Origin of the sequence: Actinoallomurus oryzae (genome assembly GCF_039541955.1) — a bacterium.
GTDB classification, from domain to species: domain Bacteria; phylum Actinomycetota; class Actinomycetes; order Streptosporangiales; family Streptosporangiaceae; genus Actinoallomurus; species Actinoallomurus oryzae.
In genome coordinates this window covers 84942-102831 of sequence record NZ_BAABHF010000061.1, presented here as the reverse complement: position 1 = coordinate 102831, position 17890 = coordinate 84942, and the positions used below count along the sequence as shown (strand labels likewise).

17 protein-coding genes are annotated in these 17890 nt (G+C 71.5%); 9 read left to right on the top strand and 8 right to left on the bottom strand.

The genetic code is table 11. The features are described from left to right. Positions 1-87: 87 nt before the first annotated feature. Positions 88-1956: a thiamine pyrophosphate-binding protein gene (locus tag ABEA10_RS46580; RefSeq protein ID WP_345475119.1), complete on the bottom strand. Its 1869-nt coding sequence runs from the start codon at positions 1954-1956 to the stop codon at positions 88-90. After that, positions 1953-2726 (bottom strand): cyclase family protein, encoded by a 774-nt coding sequence (locus ABEA10_RS46575; RefSeq protein ID WP_345475118.1) that lies wholly within the window; start codon positions 2724-2726, stop codon positions 1953-1955. The genes ABEA10_RS46580 and ABEA10_RS46575 overlap by 4 nt, the downstream gene beginning before the upstream one ends. Positions 2727-3001: 275 nt before the next feature. On the opposite strand from ABEA10_RS46575, the gene ABEA10_RS46570 reads away from it, so the two are divergent. Next, entirely contained in the window at positions 3002-4615 is a 1614-nt protein-coding gene (locus tag ABEA10_RS46570; protein ID WP_345475117.1) for an LCP family protein, read from the top strand. Positions 4616-4764: 149 nt separating this feature from the next. Here ABEA10_RS46570 and ABEA10_RS46565 read toward each other — a convergent pair whose 3' ends face one another. Continuing rightward, positions 4765-5358 (bottom strand): TetR/AcrR family transcriptional regulator, encoded by a 594-nt coding sequence (locus ABEA10_RS46565; protein WP_345475116.1) that lies wholly within the window; start codon positions 5356-5358, stop codon positions 4765-4767. A gap of 24 nt (positions 5359-5382) precedes the next feature. Here ABEA10_RS46565 and ABEA10_RS46560 point away from each other — a divergent pair, with 24 nt between their 5' ends. After that, a complete protein-coding gene (locus tag ABEA10_RS46560; protein ID WP_345475115.1) occupies positions 5383-6195 on the top strand; it encodes a nuclear transport factor 2 family protein in 813 nt (270 codons plus the stop codon). Here the strand turns inward: ABEA10_RS46560 and ABEA10_RS46555 are convergent. Further along, complete coding sequence (locus tag ABEA10_RS46555; RefSeq protein WP_345475114.1) at positions 6192-7061, bottom strand: glycosyltransferase; 870 nt, start codon at positions 7059-7061, stop codon at positions 6192-6194. The genes ABEA10_RS46560 and ABEA10_RS46555 overlap by 4 nt on opposite strands. Positions 7062-7228: 167 nt before the next feature. Between ABEA10_RS46555 and ABEA10_RS46550 the strand changes: the two genes are divergently transcribed. The 4 genes from ABEA10_RS46550 to ABEA10_RS46535 are packed head-to-tail and all read left to right on the top strand — an operon-like array spanning position 7229 to position 12030. After that, on the top strand, positions 7229-8098 hold the full coding sequence (locus tag ABEA10_RS46550) for a glycosyltransferase (protein ID WP_345475113.1): 870 nt from the start codon (positions 7229-7231) through the stop codon (positions 8096-8098). Next, positions 8082-9236: a UDP-galactopyranose mutase gene (glf, locus tag ABEA10_RS46545; RefSeq protein ID WP_345475112.1), complete on the top strand. Its 1155-nt coding sequence runs from the start codon at positions 8082-8084 to the stop codon at positions 9234-9236. The genes ABEA10_RS46550 and glf overlap by 17 nt, the downstream gene beginning before the upstream one ends. After that, a complete protein-coding gene (locus ABEA10_RS46540) occupies positions 9233-11137 on the top strand; it encodes a glycosyltransferase (RefSeq protein WP_345475111.1) in 1905 nt (634 codons plus the stop codon). The genes glf and ABEA10_RS46540 overlap by 4 nt, the downstream gene beginning before the upstream one ends. Beyond that, positions 11134-12030, top strand: coding sequence for an ABC transporter permease (locus ABEA10_RS46535; RefSeq protein WP_345475110.1), 897 nt, complete (start codon positions 11134-11136; stop codon positions 12028-12030). Before ABEA10_RS46540 ends, ABEA10_RS46535 begins: the two co-directional genes overlap by 4 nt. 47 nt (positions 12031-12077) lie before the next feature. On the opposite strand, the gene ABEA10_RS46530 is transcribed toward ABEA10_RS46535, so the two are convergent. From ABEA10_RS46530 to tnpA, 3 genes are read right to left on the bottom strand one after another with little or no spacing between them, the layout of a single operon-like run. Further along, positions 12078-13295, bottom strand: coding sequence for an RNA-guided endonuclease InsQ/TnpB family protein (locus tag ABEA10_RS46530; RefSeq protein WP_345475109.1), 1218 nt, complete (start codon positions 13293-13295; stop codon positions 12078-12080). Continuing rightward, positions 13292-13414 carry a hypothetical protein gene (locus ABEA10_RS51480; protein ID WP_425551056.1) on the bottom strand — a complete coding sequence of 41 codons (123 nt, stop codon included), beginning with the start codon at positions 13412-13414 and terminating at the stop codon, positions 13292-13294. Before ABEA10_RS51480 ends, ABEA10_RS46530 begins: the two co-directional genes overlap by 4 nt. Next, complete coding sequence (tnpA, locus tag ABEA10_RS46525; protein ID WP_425551055.1) at positions 13369-13773, bottom strand: IS200/IS605 family transposase; 405 nt, start codon at positions 13771-13773, stop codon at positions 13369-13371. Before tnpA ends, ABEA10_RS51480 begins: the two co-directional genes overlap by 46 nt. Positions 13774-13875: 102 nt before the next feature. Here tnpA and ABEA10_RS46520 point away from each other — a divergent pair, with 102 nt between their 5' ends. The 3 genes from ABEA10_RS46520 to ABEA10_RS46510 are packed head-to-tail and all read left to right on the top strand — an operon-like array spanning position 13876 to position 16748. Further along, the gene (locus tag ABEA10_RS46520; RefSeq protein WP_345475108.1) at positions 13876-15264 is read left to right on the top strand and encodes an ATP-binding cassette domain-containing protein; all 1389 of its coding nucleotides are present in this window, start codon (positions 13876-13878) and stop codon (positions 15262-15264) included. Further along, positions 15264-16475: an acyltransferase family protein gene (locus tag ABEA10_RS46515; protein ID WP_345475107.1), complete on the top strand. Its 1212-nt coding sequence runs from the start codon at positions 15264-15266 to the stop codon at positions 16473-16475. Before ABEA10_RS46520 ends, ABEA10_RS46515 begins: the two co-directional genes overlap by 1 nt. A 30-nt stretch (positions 16476-16505) precedes the next feature. Next, a complete protein-coding gene (locus ABEA10_RS46510) occupies positions 16506-16748 on the top strand; it encodes a hypothetical protein (RefSeq protein WP_345475106.1) in 243 nt (80 codons plus the stop codon). Positions 16749-16754: 6 nt separating this feature from the next. Here the strand turns inward: ABEA10_RS46510 and ABEA10_RS46505 are convergent, their stop codons facing one another. Next, positions 16755-17876, bottom strand: a complete 1122-nt coding sequence (locus tag ABEA10_RS46505; protein ID WP_345475105.1) for a GDSL-type esterase/lipase family protein — start codon at positions 17874-17876, stop codon at positions 16755-16757. Between the last annotated feature and the right edge of the window lie 14 nt (positions 17877-17890).

Below are 17890 nucleotides of genomic sequence, written 5' to 3'. Positions count from 1 at the left end.
CGGGCAGCGAGCGGTCGGCGTCCTCGGGCGGCGAGCGGGCGGGCCGGTGTCCTCAGGCGAGTGAGCGGTGTCCTCGAGCCCGGTGGGTCAGTGTCCTCGGAAGGCCTCCTCCAGCCACCAGGACGGGCGGTCGCTCGTGACCTTGGCGTGGATCAGCAGCGGCCGGTCGCGAGGGCCCGACAGCCACTCGGTCAGGGGCGCGAGGTCCTCCCGGCGGCGGACGGTCAGCGCGGCGCAGCCGAAGCCGCGGGCGATCGCGGCGATGTCGGCCGGTGGGAAGCGGACGGTGTCGAGCGGGTCGCCGCCCGGGCCGAAGTGGTGGACCTCCGCGCCGTACGCCTCGTCGTCGTAGACCACGATGACGAGCCCCAGGCCGAGGCGCACCGCCGTCTCCAGCTCGGCGACGCCCATCAGGGCGCCGCCGTCGCCCAGGGCGGCGACCGTCAGCCGGTGCGGCCGGGCGACCGCCGCGCCGATGGCGGTGGCCAGCCCGAGGCCGATCGACTGGTACGCCTGGGTGAAGACCAGGCCGTCGACGTCGGGGACCTCGAGGTACATCGCCGGATAGCCCATGAAGTTTCCGGAGTCGACCGCGACGGTGCGCTCGGCGGGCAGCAGATCGTCCAGGGCGATGGACAGGGTCCGGGGGTCGATCGAGACCTCGTCGGAGTCGTCGTCGTAGGGAACGTCGCGCCAGCGTCGCTCCCGGGCCAGCCGTGCCGCCAGCGCGGGGGAGCGGGCACCGCCGGACGCGTGGCCGCGCCGGGCCAGCTCCGCCTCGGCCGCCCGCGCGGTGCCGGCGACGTCGCCGACGAGACCGAGGTCGATCGGCCGGTTGGCGCCGAGGGCCTCGGTGTCGAGATCGACCTGGACGACCGTCGTGTCCTCGCCGACGAGGGTGCCGTGCCGCAGCGTCCACATGTTCAGCGAACAGCCCCAGCCGACGAGCACGTCGGCGCCCCGCACCAGCTCGGCGGTCACCGGAGAGGCGAAGCCGCCGCTCACGTCGAGGTCGAACTCCTCACCGCGGAACAGCCCGCGCGCCACGGCCGAGGTGGCGAGCAGCGCCCCGGTGCGCGCGGCCAGCGCGACGAGAGCCTCGCGCGCTCCGCGCGCTCCCCGGCCCGCCAGGAACACCGGGCGCCCGGCCCCGGCCAGGACGTCGGCCAGCCGCGCGACCCCCTCCGGCCCCGGCACGGGCGGGGGCGGGGCGGGCGGAACAGAGATCGCGACCGGACGGGAGGTCACGGACGCGCCGGAGGCCGCCATCGCGTTGCCCGCCGCGGGCGGGCCGGGGACCGTCGCCTGGCCGGATGTCGTGAGCGGGCCCGGCCGGCCCGGCGGGGCGTCGGGAGGCCGTATGGCCTCGGGCCGTGTGCCGGTGTCCGGTTCCTCGGCGTGGCCGCGCGTGTGGCCGTCGGCCGGCGGTGTGGGCGTCGGCCGCCCGGATGTGACCGTGGGGCCGGGGAACTCGGCGGCCTGGACGTCGAGCGGCAGGCCCAGGACGACCGTGCGGCGTTCGGTGACCGCGGTGCGCCAGGCGCGGGCCAGGTCGGCGAGGGCCGACGCGGGCGAGTGCACCCGCTCGGGGACCGCGCCGACCGCCGCGGCCAGCGCGGCCTGGTCGACGCGGAAGTTGGACCGCACCGCGGATCCGGCGGTCTCGGCGGCCAGCACGAGGAGCGGCGTGCGGCTCTTGGCCGCCTCGGTGATGCCGGTGAGCGCGTTGGTCAGGCCGGGGCCCTGGTGCACCGACAGGACACCGACGCCGCCGCCCGCCCGCGCGAACGCGTCGGCCATCGTGGCCGCCCCGCCCTCGTGGCGGGCCGCGACGAACCGCGCGCCGCCCGCCACCAGAGCGTTCGTGACGTGGAAGTTGCCGCTGCCCACGACGCCGAACACCGTGCGGACGCCCAGCCCGGCGAGCGCCTCGCCCACCGCCTCCGCGACGATCAACGCTCGACCAGGGCGAGAACCCGGGCCGGGCTGCCCGAACCGCCGACGATCGGCAGCGGCGAGGCGATCACCGCGGCGCCGCGTACGGGCAGGCGGTCGAGGTTGCGCAGCTGCGTCAGGCCGTATTTGCCCGCGCCCAGCAGGAACGAATGGCAGGGGAACGGCGGGTCGAGCGCGGGCGCGCCGCCCGCGTCGGTGCCCACCGTCTCCACCCCGAGCCCCAGGATCGGCGTCTCCTCGGCCAGCCAGCGCGCACACTCGGCCGAGATGCCCGGCGTGTGGGAGCCGCTCTCGTCGGCGTTGAGGAACGCCTCCTGGTCGGCCGAGCGCGCGTCCCAGCCGGTGCGGTAGAGCAGCCAGCCGCCCTCGGGCAGCGGCCCGTTGGCCTTCGTCCAGTCGCGCACGTCGTCGATCTGGAGCAGGAAGTCGGGGTCGCCGGCCACCCGGTCGGCGACGTCCAGCACGACCGCCGGGGCGATGAGCCGCCGCGGCGCCACCTGGGAGATGTCGTCGCCGTCGCGGCCGGTGATCCAGTGCACCGGCGCGTCGAAGTGGGTGCCGGTGTGCTCGCCGGTGACGATGTCGTTCCAGTACCAGGCCGGCCCGCGGTCGTCGTACCGGCTGATCTCCCGCAGCGAGAAGTGCACCGTGTTGCCGAACGGCTCCGGCAACTGGAGGATCGGCGTGTCCTCCGAGAGCGGTGCGGTCAGGTCGACGACCTCGATCGAGCCGTCACCGATCGCGGCGGTCAGTTGAGCGAGCAGCGACATGCGTCCTCCCACCGGCCCGTACGCGGAGGGCGTCCCCGCGGGCAGTGGCCCGAACGTACCCGGCACGGCACGGCGGCGGCCAGCCTCCGGAGCGCCTTGGGGAAAACCTCGAACGCCCTCGCTCCCAGATTCTCCGGTTCGCGGAGTAAAACGTTAATGTCTGTCATCCGGCGCTTTACCGACCAATGGGCAACGAGTCTTGGTCGTCCTGCGTCCAATTGGGGGAGCGGAACTTCTCGTACGGCCACGGCCTGCGAACGGACTGATGAGGTGTGATGGCGGACAACGGCGCCGACGGCCCGGCCAAGGACGTCGACCCCCGGCCCGAGCCCACCGAGCCCGAGCCCACCAAGGCCGAGCCCACAGAGCCCGAGCCCACCAAGGCCGAGCCCACAGAGCCCGAGACCACAGGGCCTGAGCCCACCGAGGCCGGGCTCACCGAGGTCGAGGCCGGGTCCGTGGAGCCGGAACCGGGCGAGGCCGAGGAGGCCACGGCCACCGAGGACGGGAACGGTGACGGCGGGGAGCCCCCCGCGGCGAAGCCGGACGCGTCCGAGCCCGTACGGCCCGCGCGCAGGCGCCGCCGCGGTCTGCGATGGGTCGCGGGCATCGCCGCGTTCGTCGTGCTCGCCGCCGGCGGGACGGTCGTGTACCTGTACGAGCACTTCGAGGGAAACATCCACAAGGAGCACGTCGAGGACCAGCTCGGCGCCAACCGCCCCGCCAAGCTGAACAAGTCGATGAACATCCTGCTGCTCGGCTCGGACTCCCGTGACGGGGCGAACAAGGCCTACTGGTCGCCCGACATCAGCGGCGAGCGCTCCGACACGACGATCCTGCTGCACATCTCGCCCAACCGCGATCACGCCGTCGCCGTGAGCTTCCCGCGCGACTCCATGGTCCAGGTGCCCGGCTGCACCAAGAAGAACGGCCAGAAGGTCGCGCCGTACTTCGGCATGCTCAACTCCGCCTTCGCGTACGCGGGCGCGCCCTGCACGTGGAAGACGATCGAGTCCACCACCGACATCCACATCGACCACTACGTCAAGATCGACTTCACCGGTTTCAAGCGGGTCGTCGACGCCCTCGGCGGGGTGGAGATCTGCGTGCCGCACGCGGTGTACGACCCGCGCGCCAACCTCAGCCTCAAGGCCGGCCGCCAGGTCGTCAAGGGCAACGACGCGCTCGGCTACGTGCGGACGAGGTACGGCCTGGGCGACGGCTCGGACCTGGAACGCATCCAGCGGCAGCAGAAGTTCATGGCCTCGGTGGTCAACAAGGCCACGAGCAGCAGCATGTTCACCGACCCGGCCAAGATGTACCGGTTCCTCGACGCCGTGACCAAGTCGATCGCGACCGACGACAAGCTGAGCGTGTCGGCGATGCGCAAGCTGGCCACGAGTCTGCGGGGGATGACCGCGGGCACGGTGCGATTCGTCACCGTCCCGACCCAGGTGTACCCGAGGGACCCGAACCGGGTGCAGTGGAACACGGCCGAGGCGAAACCGCTGTTCGAGGCCATCCGCAAGGACGACGCGCTCCCCGCGCCCGCCCCCGCGCCGCCGCAGGCCGAGCAGCCCAAGCCCCAGGAGGTCAAGGTCCGCGTCGTCAACGGCTCGAAGAAGGTCATCAAGGACCTGCGGGCCCGCCACTTCCGGGTGACCGCGGCCAAGGGGCCCGTGCAGCAGGAGACCAGGATCCTGTACGGCACCGGCGCGGAGCGCCAGGCGGACGCGCTGGGCGTCGCCGTCCCGGGCGTGCGGATCCTGCCCGACGCGACGGTGCCGCCGGGCACGGTGTCGCTGGTGGTCGCCCCGGCCGGCGTTCAGGTGACCCCGGAGATCCCCAAGGTCAACGGCGAGATCAAGGCCGACCAGGTGCCCTGCTAGTCGGCCAGCGAGGTAAGAGCCCGCGCGGACGGGGACTGCGCGGCTCGTTCGCCCGCCGGCGGCGTCGGCCTCGTCTGCGCCGCCGTGCGGCGTTCAGGCGGTGGCCGGCCGCGCTGTCGGCGGTCGACGGCCGGACCCCGGGCCAAAGTTCAGGCCCGCAGCCCGGAGAGCAGTTGTTCGATGCAGGCCAAGGCCGTCCGGCGCGCCGCACATGGGTCGTCGTCCGCGGCCAGGCTCAGGGCGGCTTCGGCGACGACCGCGCAGATGAGTCTGCTGGTGACGGAAATGTCGACCGGCTTGATGACGGCCGCCTCGGTGAGTCGCTCCACCAGCTGACGCACGATCCCGCCCGTGGCCCGTTCATCGAGCGCTCGCCAGCGCGCCCAGCCGAGGACTCCGGGGGCCTCCTCCAGCACGATCCGGCGGAACCGTTCCGAGGTCGTGGTGTCGAGGTAGGCGCCCACGGCGACCATGACGTCCGGCCATTCGAGCGCCGGTCCGGCCGGGGCGAGCGCGATCTGCTCGACGGCCTCGCGCTGCACGCGTTCCAGGACCGCCGTGAAGACCGCTTCTTTGTTGGCGAAATGCCGATACAGCGCTCCTTTGGTGAAACGCGCGGCCTCGGCGATCGCGTCGAGTGACGTCGCGCGATAGCCCGCCGAAATGAAGTGGCTCTCGGCCGCGTCCAGGAGCGATCGGCGGGTCTGTTCCACATACATCAGCCGCTGGGGTTGCACGTCCATACGACCGAACGTACCGTAGATACTATGAGTATCAGCGATACCAGGAGGGGCGCGGTCGTCGACGCCTTCGCATCGGGCTGGCGGGCTCCCGCGCCGCACGCCTGGGACGACCTTCTCCACCCCGAAGTCGTACTGGAGCAACCCCTCCTGCGCGACGGCCGCGGCCGGGCCGTCTGGCACGATGCCGTCGCCCGGCTGCTGACGTTCGTGCCCGACCTGACCGGCCACGTCCACGGCTGGGCCGGCGACGGCGACGTCCTGTACGTCGACGTCGAGCTCACGGGCACGGTCGGCGGGCGGCCGTACAGCGTCCGCGCCGTCGATCGGCTGACACTCGACGAGGACGGGCTGATCACCGCGCGTCGATCGTTCCTCGACCCCACAACGCTCGTGACGGCCATCGCCGCACGACCGTGCGCGTGGCCGGCGTGGTGGCGGTCGGGCCTACCTCCGCTGGCGGGCCGGACATCGGGCGACCTCGCGGCGCGCGTCACGACGGGGCTCGGCGCGATCCGTCTGCTGGTCGGATCGACCGCGCTCGTTTCACCCCGGGTGGCGCGCCGCGCGGTCGGACTCGCCAGGGCGGCCGAGGACGACCGTGGCCTGTTCGTCCGTCTCTTCGCCGCGCGGGATGCCGCGTTCGGTGCCGCCACTCTGTCCTCGAGCCCGACGGCGAGCGCACTCGGCCTGCGTCTCGGCGCGTTGTGCGATCTTGCCGACGTCGCGGCCGGGCTGCTGGCCCGTCGTCGCGGGATGGCTCTGGCCGCCGCCGGATTCGCCGCCCTGGGAGGGCTCGTCATTCTCTCCGAGCGACCGAGGCGGCCACCGAATCGCTAATCCGACCGGCCGGTCTCCGGATCGCCGCGCCGGGTCGGCGGGAGCACGACGTCATTGGGGCGGGGACCGGAGCGGACCCCGGCCCACAGGCCGCGGAGCAGTTCGCGCCCCAGCCGCGCCCTCCCGGACGACCGGCCGAACGCGCGAACCCACCGCCGCAGCGTCGCAACGGCGTACAGCAGCCGCTCGCCCGGCCCCAGGCAGCGGCTGCGGGTGAACAGCCACACCTTGTTGCGCACCTCGTAGAAGAAGCGCGTCCCCACGTCGAACACCGGGGCGGCCGTGTGGTGCACCACGACGCTGCGCGGGCAGAGCAGCCCGAGCCGCCCGCGCAGCAGCCGCAGCGTGTACTCGAAGTCGTCGTTCCACAGGAAGTAGTCCGCCAGCGGAAGCCCGCACTCTCGTACGACCTCGGCGTCGAGCAGGACCGACACGAACGAGGCCGAGCGGATGCGCGGGTGGCCCGGGACGCCCGACGGCCGGGAGCGCGGCGTGTTCATCGGGTGGTCGCGCCCGTCGGTCCACAGCACGCGGCTGGCGGCGAGCGCGGGCCGGTGGCGGCCGAAGGTGGACAGCAGTTCCTCCAGCGCCTCCGGCCGGGGGAGCGTGTCGTCGTCCATCAGCCACAGCGCCGTCGCGCCGAGCTCGAGCGCTCGCGCGATGCCGGCCGCGAAGCCGCCGGCGCCGCCCGTGTTGTACGGCAGGACGAGGAGGTCGGCGGCGGGAAAGCGCGAGCGCACGAGTTCGGCGGTGCCGTCGGTGGAGGCGTTGTCGACCACGATCACCGCGTCCGGCGGGCGGGTCTGCGCGCCGATCGCCGCGAGCGCGCGGGCCAGGAGATCACGCCGCTCGTACGTGACAACCACAGACGCGACATACGCGTCCTTAAGGCTGATACCTACTGTTACCTCGCTATTACCGTTTAATGCCGGTAAAACTCCGGAAAGTGAGTCCGCAAACTTAGCATAAGATTCATTCCGCCTAACTGGCCTCAGCTCTTCCCGTACCAGGAACATCGCCTCGAGATGGACGAATGGCCGAACCCTTCTCGCTCCTCCTCACCGTCTACGCGGGGGATCGCGCGGACTACGTCCGCGAAGCCTTCCGCAGCGCGGTGGACGCGCAGACCCGCCGCCCCGAGCAGGTCGTCCTCGTCCAGGACGGTCCGGTGCCGGCGGAACTCGAGGCGTGCCTGGAGGAGGTACGGGCGGGCAGCCCGGTGGACGTGACGTTCCTGCGTCTCGAACGCAACGCCGGCCTGGGCGTCGCGCTCGACGCGGGGCTGGCGGCCGGCCGACACGACATCGTGGCCCGTATGGACGCGGACGACATCGCGATGCCGCAGCGGTTCGCGGTACAGCTTCCGGTCATCGAGGACGGGGCGGACCTGGTCGGCGCGGGCATGCTGGAGTTCGGCAGCGACCGGCACGACATCGTGGGCCGGCGCACGCCGGTCTCCGCGCCCGCCGACATCGCCCGGTACGCCCGGCTGCACGACCCCTTCAACCATCCGACCGTGGTGTACCGGCGGCGTGCCGTGCTCGCCGCGGGCGGCTACGGCGACCTGCCGCTGATGGAGGATTACTGGCTCTTCGCCCGTATGATCGCCAGCGGCGCGACGGTCGTGAACCTGCCCGAGCCGCTCGTGTACTACCGCGTGGGCGACGGGGCGTACGAACGGCGCGGCGGCATGGCCCTGCTGCGCGCCGAGCTGCGCCTGCAGCGCGAGCTGCGGCGCGGCGGGTTCACCACCCGCGCCCAGTACGTCCGCAACGTGAGTGTCCGCGGGGGATACCGGCTGACGCCGGCCTGGATCCGCCGTCCGCTGTACCGGCGGTTCGTCGCCCCGAAAGGGGCGCGCGACACGCCGGCCGTCCCGACCGAGGATGTCCGTGAACGCTGATCTGGTCATCGCGGGCTCCGGCCTGTTCGGCCTGACCGTGGCCGAACGCTGCGCCCGCGACCTCGGACTGCGCGTGCTGATCGTCGAGCGCCGCGACCACGTCGGCGGCAACGCCTACAGCGAGATCGAGCCCTCGACCGGCATCGAGGTGCACCGCTACGGCGCGCACCTGTTCCACACCTCCAACGAGCGCGTGTGGGAGTACGTCAACCGGTTCACCTCCTTCACCGGCTACCGGCACCGGGTCTTCACGATCTTCAAGGGCCGCGTCTACCCGATGCCGATCAACCTGGGCACCATCTGCGCGTACTTCGGCCGCGCCATGTCCCCGGACGAGGCACGCGCGCTCGTCGCCGAGCAGGCCGCCGAGGTCACCGACCCGGCGAACCTGGAGGAGAAGGCGATCTCGCTGGTCGGCCGCCCACTGTACGAGGCGTTCATCCGCGGGTACACGGCCAAGCAGTGGCAGACCGACCCGCGCGAGCTGCCTCCGGAGATCATCACCCGCCTGCCGGTGCGGTACACCTTCGACGACCGCTACTTCAGCGACCGGTACGAGGGCCTGCCGGTCGACGGCTACACCGCCTGGCTCGAACGCATGGCCGACCACCCGAACATCGAGGTGCGCCTCGGCACCGACTTCTTCGACCTCGACGCCGCCGGCAACGTCCCGGTCGTCTACACCGGCCCGCTGGACCGCTACTTCGGCCACGCCGAGGGCCGGCTGGGCTGGCGCACCCTCGACTTCGCGCCCGAGGTGGTGGCGACCGGCGACTTCCAGGGCACGCCGGTGATGAACTACGCCGACGAGGACGTGCCGTACACGCGGATCCACGAGTTCCGCCACTTCCACCCCGAGCGTGAGCACCCGCCCGACCGCACCGTGATCGTCCGGGAGTACTCCCGGTTCGCCGACGCCGGCGACGAGCCGTACTACCCGATCGACACCGCCGCCGACCGGGCCAAGCTCGTCCGCTACCGCGAACGCGCCCGCGCCGAGAAGGGCGTGTGGTTCGGCGGGCGCCTCGGCACGTACCAGTACCTCGACATGCACATGGCCATCGCGTCCGCGCTGACCATGTACGACAACCGCCTGCGCCCGCACTTCGCGGCCCGTGGCACCAAGGGGGCCAGATGAGAGTTCTGCAGCGGGTCGTGCTGCCCGCCGACCGCGACCTCGACGTGCAGAAGCTGTACGTCGAGAGCCGGGGCGGGCGGGGCGGGACGGCCGCCGCCGGGCCGGGCGCCCGCGAGGTGCGGATCGCCGGGCGCCGCAGCGTCGCCGTGGCCCCCGGCGGACGGGCCTCGTTCTGCACCTACTTCAACGCGTTCCCGGCGAGCTACTGGCGCCGCTGGACGGTCGTGGACGAGATCCGGCTGCGCCTGCGGCTGCGCGGCGACGCCATCGTCGTCGTCTACCGCTCGACCGGCAAGGGCTTCGTCCAGCGCGTCACCCAGCTCGAGGTCGACGCGGACACGGCCGTCGACCGCGAGCTGGAGCTGCCGCTGGAGCCGTTCATCGACGGCGGCTGGTACTGGTTCGACGTCGCCGCCGGCGACCGCGAGGTCGTGCTCGAACGCGCCGAGTGGTGCGCCGACGCCGACCGGCCGCACGGCAGCGCCAGCATCGGCATCACCACGTTCAACCGGCCGGACTACTGCGTCGACCAGCTCCGCGCGCTCGGCGAGGCGAGCGACGTCCTGGACGTCGTCGATCAGATCTTCGTGATCGACCAGGGCACCCGGCGGGTGGCGGACCGGCCGGACTTCGCAGCGGCCGCGCAGGCGCTGGGCGGGCGGCTCCGGCTCATCGACCAGGGCAACATCGGCGGCTCCGGTGGGTTCTCCCGCGCGATGACCGAGACCCTCGACGCCGGCCGCAGCGACTACGTCCTGCTGCTGGACGACGACGTCGTGGTCGAGCCCGAGGGCGTCCTGCGCGCCGTGGTGTTCGCCGACCTCGCCCGTACGCCCACGATCGTCGGCGGGCACATGATGGACATCTTCCACCGGTCGGTGCTGCACGTCTTCGGCGAGACGATCGCCCGCTACCGCTGGTGGATGACGCCGGCGCCGCACACCCTCCTCGGCCACGACCTGGCCGCCCACCCGCTGCGCGAGACCCCCTGGCTGCACCGGCGCGTCGACGTCGACTACAACGCCTGGTGGATGTGCCTGATCCCGCTCGACGTGATCCGCAAGGTCGGCCTGTCGCTGCCGTTCTTCATCAAGTGGGACGACATCGAGTACGGCGTGCGGGCGCGCGAGGCGGGGTTCCCCACCGTCTCGCTGCCGGGGGCGGCCGTCTGGCACGTGCCCTGGCACTCCAAGGACGACACGCTCGACTGGCAGGCCTACTTCACCGAGCGGAACCGCCTGATCACCGCACTGATGTACTCCCCGTACACGCGGGGCGGCAACATGCTCAAGGAGAGCCTGTTCATCGCCACCAAGCACGCGCTCGCGATGCAGTACTCCACGGTCGAGCTGATGCTCAAGGCGGTCGAGGACGTGCTGCGCGGCCCAGGGGAGCTGCACCGGTCGATGACGACGAAGATGGCCGAGCTGCGCGCCCTGCGCGCGGACTTCACCGACGCGCGCGCCGAGCCGGACTTCGACGAGTTCCCCGAGATCAAACGCCGCAGGCCGCCGAAGAAGGGCCGTGAGCCGGTCGCCCCCGAAGGGCGCCGGGCAATGATCAGGACGGCCCTCGCCGGGGCGGCGCGCCAGCTCCGGCCGGTCGACTCCTACTCGCGCGAGCACCCCGAGGTCGCGGTGCCGCACGTCGACCAGACCTGGTGGCTGCTGTCGCGGTACGACAGCGCCCTGGTGTCCTCGGCCGACGGCACCAAGGCCGCCTGGTACCAGCGCGACCCGAAGCGGTTCCGGGCGCTCGTCCAGCGGAACATGGCCCTGCACGCCCGGCTCATGCGCGAGTGGCCCGAGCTGAGCCGGCGCTACCGCGAGGCGATTCCCGAGCTCGCGTCGGTCGACCGGTGGCGGGAGACCTTCGAGGCCGCCCGCCGGGAGGGTCGGTGACCGTACCGCCGCTGGTCGCGCCCGGCCGCGGCGGCGGACTGCTCGACGTCGCGCGGCGGCGCTACCTGCTGCGCCTGCTCGTCCGCCGGGAGCTGCGCAGCCGCTACCAGGGATCGCTGCTCGGGCTCGGCTGGTCCTACGTACGGCCGACGGTCAACTTCGCGGTCTACTTCTTCGTCGTCGGCATCTTCTTGAAGATGAGCAAGGCGATCCCGAACTTCCCGGTGTTCCTGTTCTCCGGGATGGTGCTCGTCAGCTTCTTCACCGAGACGCTGATCACGACGGCGTGGTCGGTCGTCGGCAACGCCCCGCTCGTGAAGAAGGTCTACCTGCCGCGCGAGCTGTTCCCGGTCTCCTCGATGCTGGTGTCCGGCGTGCACATGCTGCCCGCGCTGGGCGTGCTCATGGGCGGCGCCATCTGGGCCGGGTGGACGCCGTCGTGGATCGCGACCGGTTCGATCGTGCTGGCGTTCGCCATCGTCGGGGCGCTGGCCATGGCGTTCGGCCTGCTGTTCGCCGCGGTGAACGTCTTCTTCCGCGACTTCGGGCAGGTCGTGGACATCATCAACATCGTCGTCCCCTGGTCGGTCCCGATGATCTACCCGTGGACGACCGTGCAGGAGGCGGCGCACGGCGGCTGGCCGCTCCAGGTCTACCTGGCCAACCCGCTGACGAGCGCGGTGCTGCTGTTCGAGCGGGCGTTCTGGTGGCCCACCAACGATCACGCCGCGGCCCTGCCCAACGGCGCGCCGGCCCTGCCCGGCGGCCTGCTCGCCTTCCCCTACCACCTGACCGTCCGCGGGCTGGTGAGCCTGCTCGCCGCGCTGCTGCTGCTGGCCGTGGCCCAGCTGGTCTTCGCCCGCCTGCAGCGGCGGTTCGCCCAGGAGCTGTAGCGGTGACTCCACCCATGCGTGAACGCGCGGGCTTCCTGCGGGCGTGGCTAGGCCACGTCGCAGAGGGCCAGCCCGGCCCTGTTGAGGACGTTGGTCGCGCCGACGTGGTCCGCGTTGGCGGTGAAGCCGCACGCCGTGCACTGGAACTTGGCTTGGGTGATGCGGTTGTCCGCGCTGATGTGCCCGCAGCCTCCGGCCGAGGGCGGGCAGGTGCGGGAGGTGTTGCGGGGATCCACCGGGATCACGAGCCGACCGGCGCTTTCAGCCTTGTCCGCCAGAACTCGGAGGAACTGTCCCCAACCCGCGTCGAGGATGTTGCGGTTGAGCCCCGCCTTGGCGGCGGCGCCGTTCGGCAGGAACGCGCCATCGTTTTCCGGGTCGGGCTTGGGCATGGGTGCGCGGGTCATGCCCGCCGTGTTCAGTCGCTCATGCGCGATCACGTCGTGGTCGCGGACCAGCGCGCGGGCGGTCTTGTGGTGAAAATCAATGCGCTGCCGCCGGATCTTGGCATGCAGCTTGGCGACCTTCCGGGCAGCGGCGCGGTGCGCCTTGGTGCGTCGCCGGGTGCGTTCGGGGAACGTCGCCAGGTGCCGCTGGGCTTCGGCGAGTTCATCGGCCGCGGTGTCCAAGAACTTCGGGTTGGCGACATGTACGCCGCCAGAGGTGGTCAAAAAGTGCGTCGTGCCCATATCGACGCCGACGACCGCACCGGTAGGGACAAGCGGTTCGGCGGGGACGTCGTCGCAGGCCAGGACGAGGTACCAGCGTTTGCCCTCACGCTTGACGCTGATCGTCTTCACACGGCCCCGTACGGGCCGGTGCTGGTGCACGCGCACATGCCCGACACCTTGCAGACGTACCCGCGTCTGAGCGGTGTGCGGGGTGGAGTCCCAGCGGCAGCCATCACCGTCCCTGGGGAAGACGACGGTGTCGAAGTGCCCGACCCCCTTGAACCGCGGGTAGCCCGGTGTCTGGCCGGCCTTGATCCGGCGGAAGAACGCAGCGAACGCCTTGTCCAGACGGCGCAGCGTGGCCTGCTGGGAGGAGAACGACCACCGGCCCTGACCGCCCCGGTCATCAGCGCGGATCGCCCTCAGCTCCCCCGACTGCTCGCCGTAGCGGATCGTCACACCCGCCCTGCGGTAGGCCGTACGACGGTGTTCCAAAGCGGCGTTGTACAGCGAACAGTGATCCCGCAGCATCGCACCCAACGCGACCACCTGACCGGCCGTGGGACGCAGGAGGAACCTATAGGCGCGGATCACAAGCCGCCCTCCTTCGTCTTCTTCCACGGACGTTTCCGCTGGGTGCCGATGTACCGCTGCACCGCCTCAGTGCTCACCGCGCCGGCCGAGGCCGCGAAGTATGACGATGACCACAACATCGGAAGCTTCGACCGCAGGTGCGGAACTCCTCCACGCGGGAGGTCGAACCCTTGAACTGGTTCGCCACATACGAGGCTGACGACTTCGGGCCGTACTCTACGAACAGGTGGACGTGGCCGGGCATCACTTCCAGCGCCACGACCCCCCACCCCCGTTCCTCAGCCTTGGCCCGGACCAGCCTCTCCAGACGTTCTACGATCCGGCCGTCGAGGACCGGCCGGCGGTACTTCGAGCACCACACCACATGCAGCCCGAGGTCGTGCACCCCGCCGGAGAACCGGCGAACCCACCTGACAACAGCGACACAAATAACATACAGACATCGTCTGTATACGAAGCGTGCAATTCCTGAATCCATCACACACATGGTGGGTGGACGACCCGTGCACGCGGGGCGACTCCTAGGGGAGCTTCGATTCCCCCACCGGCTAAAGCCGATAGTCCCCTTGAAGGAGACCTGATGGAATCGATCGTCGTCGACGGGGTGTCGAAGCACTTCACCCTGCGGCACGCGCACTCCATCAAGGAGATCACCGTACGCGCCGTGCGCCGCCAGAGCCTGTCCGAGCGGTTCACCGCGCTGGACGACGTGTCGCTCACCGTCGCGCAGGGGGAGTCGCTGGCCCTCATGGGCCTCAACGGCTCGGGCAAGAGCACCCTGCTCAAGCTCATCTCCGGCGTCATGCAGCCCGACGCGGGGTCGGTGCGCGTACGCGGCCGGGTGGCCGGCCTGATCGAGGTCGGCGCGGGACTGCACCCCGACCTCACCGGGCGGGAGAACATCTTCCTCAACGCCGCCATCCTCGGCATGACCAAGGCCGAGACCGAGGCGCGCTACGACGAGATCGTGGCGTTCTCCGAGATCGAGGACTTCCTCGACACGCAGGTGAAGTTCTACTCCTCGGGCATGTTCATGCGGCTCGGGTTCGCCGTCGCCGTGCACACCGACCCGGAGATCTTCCTCGTTGACGAGGTGCTCGCGGTCGGCGACCCGCCGTTCCAGAAGAAGTGCCTCGAACGCATCGGTGAGTTCCACGCCGAGGGCCGCACGCTCGTCATCGTCTCCCACGACATGGGGACGCTGGAGCGGGTCTGCGGGCGCGGCGTCGTGCTGGAGCGCGGCCGCACCGCGTACGAGGGCGGCATCGAGGGCGCGGTCGACTTCCTCGCGCCGCCCGCGACGCCGCTGGAGGCCGAACAGCGGCGGCGGGCGCGCGAGGAGGCGAGGCTCGCCGCGCTGCCGGCCGATGAGGCCGCGCGGGCCGAGGCCGACGTCCTCGCCCGGCAGATCATGCCCGGCGCGCCCCGCCTGCCCGACCCGCGCGCGACGCTGGAGTACGCCCTGTCGCTGGCCGCCGGACAGGACGGCATGGCGCTGGAGTTCGGCGTGCACACCGGCGGCACCCTCGCGGTCGTCGCCGAGGCGCGCGAGGGCAAGAACGTCTTCGGCTTCGACTCGTTCGCGGGGCTGCCGGAGGACTGGCGCGAGGGGTTCCCGGCCGGCCACTTCGCCGTCGAGGAGCCGCCGGAGGTCGTCGGCGCCGAACTCGTCGTCGGGCTCTTCGAGGACACCCTGCCGGGCTTCCTCGCCGACCACCCCGAGCCGGTGGCGTTCGTGCACATCGACGCCGACCTGTACTCCTCGGCCCGTACCGTCCTCACGCACCTCGGCCCCCGGCTGAGCGTGGGCACGGTGATCGTCTTCGACGAGTACTTCGGCTATCCCGGCTGGCGGGAGCACGAGTACCGGGCGTGGGAGGAGTTCGTGTCCGCGTCGGGCGTGCGGTTCGACTATGAGGGGTTCACCGAGGGGAACGAGCAGGTCATCGTGCGGATCACGGGTATCTGATGGACGCTGGGACGACACGCTCCGACGCCGTGCCGGGCGACGCCGCGCCGAGCGAGGCGGTGCCGACCGAGGCGGTGCCGACGGCGACGCCGTCGGAGGAGGCCTCGCCGGCGCAGGCCGAGCGGCGCGCCATGGGCCGGCTCCGCGAGCTCGACGTGCTGCGCTTCGTCGCCGCGGCGGTGGTCATGCTGCACCACTACACCGGCGTGCCCGCCCCCGAGTGGCCGGGCGGCAACGCCCGGCGGATCTTCCCGGGGCTGGCGCCGTTCACGCGGTACGGCTTCCTGGGCGTCGAGCTGTTCTTCCTCATCAGCGGATTCGTCATCCTGCTGAGCGCCTGGGGCCGCAAACCGGGCGACTTCATCGTGTCGCGGTTCCTGCGGCTGTTCCCGGCCTACTGGGTCGGCGTGCTGCTGTCGCTCGCGGCGTACCTGGCGTTCGACTCGTGGGTGCCCTTCGGCCCGAACACCGACGGCCCGCTCAAGCGGCTCCTGCCGAACCTGACCATGCTCCAGGAGGGCGTCGGCTCCCAGCGCATGGAGGTCGTCTACTGGACCCTCTATGTCGAGCTGCACTTCTACGTGCTGATCGCCCTGTTCACCTGGTGGGGGATCACGTTCAACCGGTGCGTGGCCTTCATGACGGGCTGGCTGCTGTTCAGCGTCTTCGCGCTGGAGTCGGGCGAGAACTTCCTCAAGGTCGTTCTCCTGTGGCGGTACGCGCCGTTCTTCGTGGCCGGGATGGGCTTCTTCCTCATCTACCGGTACGGGTCGAACATCCTCGTGTGGCTGCTGATCGCCCTGTCCTGGGCGCTCGGCTGCTACTACGACGTCAAGTACAACTTTCCCGACTTCACCGCGGCGCCGCACTCGCTGTACATCATCCCGGCCGGGGTGACCGTCGTCTTCCTCATCATGGCCCTGGTCGCGACGCACCGGCTGTCGTGGCTGCGCTGGCGCGGCCTGACCCTGCTCGGGCTGCTGACGTACCCGCTGTACCTGATCCACCAGACGGTCTCCCGCACGTTCGTGCCCCGCCTGCTGCCGCACATGGGCCGCTGGGAGGTCCTCGCCGTGCTCATCGTGGGCGCGCTGGTGGCGTCGTACCTGATCCACGTGCTGATCGAGCGCCCGGCCCAGCGCCTGCTGCGCCCCCGGCTGAAGGCGGCCCTCGCCCGGATCCGCACCGACGACCACGGAGACCGTTCCTGAGAAGACGATCACCGACGGTACGATCCGCCGATGGGATGGAACGTTTCAGGTCTGCTGCTGCATGACGCGCCCGTCGGCGACCGTCAGGCGCGCGAACTCCTGTACGTGGAGGGCGAGTGCGTACGGGACGAGGGCGATCCGCTGCCGGAGGAGAGCGATCTTCCCGAGCCCGGAACCGAGGACCATGTCCTCGGCCTGATCGAGCACCTGACCGGCGACCAGTGGTGGTCCGCCGCCCTCGACGCTCCCTTCCGCGTCCTGCGGGCCGGCTGAGACCGGCTAGCGCGCGGGGGCGAGGGCGATGGCGTCGATCTCGGCGCTGCAGGTCGCCCGCGTGAGGCGCAGCGTGTCGCGGCCGGCGTTCAGGGCGACGTCGGCCGCGGTGATGGTCCAGCGGTCCCAGCCGTACGCCGGGTAACGCAGCCGTCCGCCGGCCCGGCCGTTCACGGTCAGCCGCTGTTCGCACGGCTCGCCCGTGCCGTTGCCCGCCCGTACGTAGAGCCGGTAGCGACCGGTCTGCGGCATCTCCAGCGTGAACTGCAGGAAGCTGCCCGCCCCGGCCAGGTAGCCGACCTTGCCGTCGCCGGAGGCGTTCGCCGTCTCCAGCCGCTCTCCGTCGCTGACCGTCGCGTACGACGGTGACTCCGCCTCCCACCGGGTCAGCGGCTCGCCGGTGATGGCCGAATACCAGCGCGCGGCCATCTTCGCGTAGCCGCCGTTCGTCGGGTGGATGCCGTCGGCGAACAGGTCGCCCTTGCCCAGCGCCGCGTGCATGTCGACCAGGTGGACGTGGCGGCCCGCGGACGCCCGGGCCGCGACGATCGGCGGGATCGCGGCGTTGAAGGCGCGGGCCCGCGCCTCCCTCGCCTTGGCGGCCAGCGGCGTGATCGTCGCGACGTACACCTGCGCGGACGGCACCGTCGTGGTGACCAGGTCGATCAGCGCGGCCAGGCGCGCGGGCGCGGCCCGCAGGTCCCGGCGCTGGATGACGTCGTTCGTGCCGATCTGCAGGAGCACGACGTCGGGCCGGTACTCCAGCAGCCAGGCGCGCGCGTGGGCGGTCAGCTGGTGGATGCGCCAGCCGGGATGGCCCTCGTTGTCGCGGTCGGCGAGCTGCGGCGGGCCGCTGGACCGCGAGCCGACGAAGTCGACCTTCATCCCGTCGGCCCTCATGTACTGCCACAGGTCGCTGCGGTAGCCGCCCAGCGACTGCAGGCCGTCGGTGATCGAGTCGCCCAGCGGCATGACGCGTGTCGGGAACACCGCCGGATCCGCCTTCGGCGCCGCCGCCAGGTCGCGGTGTGGTCCGTCACCGCCGGCCGCCACGCGCACGCCGGCACAGGCCGCGAGGCACAGCAGCGACGCGACCGCGGCGAGGAGGGTCCGTTCCAGGCGCGTCACGAAAGGCGTTCCCG

What these genes read in the sequence shown, in the direction of transcription:
- ABEA10_RS46540 (WP_345475111.1), top strand. Translation starts at nt 9,233, where the DNA reads ATGAGAGTTCTGCAGCGGGTCGTGCTGCCCGCCGACCGCGACCTCGAC.
- ABEA10_RS46575 (WP_345475118.1), bottom strand. Translation starts at nt 2,726, where the DNA reads ATGTCGCTGCTCGCTCAACTGACCGCCGCGATCGGTGACGGCTCGATC.
- ABEA10_RS46515 (WP_345475107.1), top strand. Translation starts at nt 15,264, where the DNA reads ATGGACGCTGGGACGACACGCTCCGACGCCGTGCCGGGCGACGCCGCG.
- glf (WP_345475112.1), top strand. Translation starts at nt 8,082, where the DNA reads ATGTCCGTGAACGCTGATCTGGTCATCGCGGGCTCCGGCCTGTTCGGC.
- ABEA10_RS51480 (WP_425551056.1), bottom strand. Translation starts at nt 13,414, where the DNA reads ATGTTGTGGTCATCGTCATACTTCGCGGCCTCGGCCGGCGCGGTGAGC.
- ABEA10_RS46550 (WP_345475113.1), top strand. Translation starts at nt 7,229, where the DNA reads ATGGCCGAACCCTTCTCGCTCCTCCTCACCGTCTACGCGGGGGATCGC.
- ABEA10_RS46565 (WP_345475116.1), bottom strand. Translation starts at nt 5,358, where the DNA reads ATGGACGTGCAACCCCAGCGGCTGATGTATGTGGAACAGACCCGCCGA.
- ABEA10_RS46520 (WP_345475108.1), top strand. Translation starts at nt 13,876, where the DNA reads ATGGAATCGATCGTCGTCGACGGGGTGTCGAAGCACTTCACCCTGCGG.
- ABEA10_RS46560 (WP_345475115.1), top strand. Translation starts at nt 5,383, where the DNA reads ATGAGTATCAGCGATACCAGGAGGGGCGCGGTCGTCGACGCCTTCGCA.
- tnpA (WP_425551055.1), bottom strand. Translation starts at nt 13,773, where the DNA reads ATGGATTCAGGAATTGCACGCTTCGTATACAGACGATGTCTGTATGTT.
- ABEA10_RS46510 (WP_345475106.1), top strand. Translation starts at nt 16,506, where the DNA reads ATGGGATGGAACGTTTCAGGTCTGCTGCTGCATGACGCGCCCGTCGGC.
- ABEA10_RS46570 (WP_345475117.1), top strand. Translation starts at nt 3,002, where the DNA reads ATGGCGGACAACGGCGCCGACGGCCCGGCCAAGGACGTCGACCCCCGG.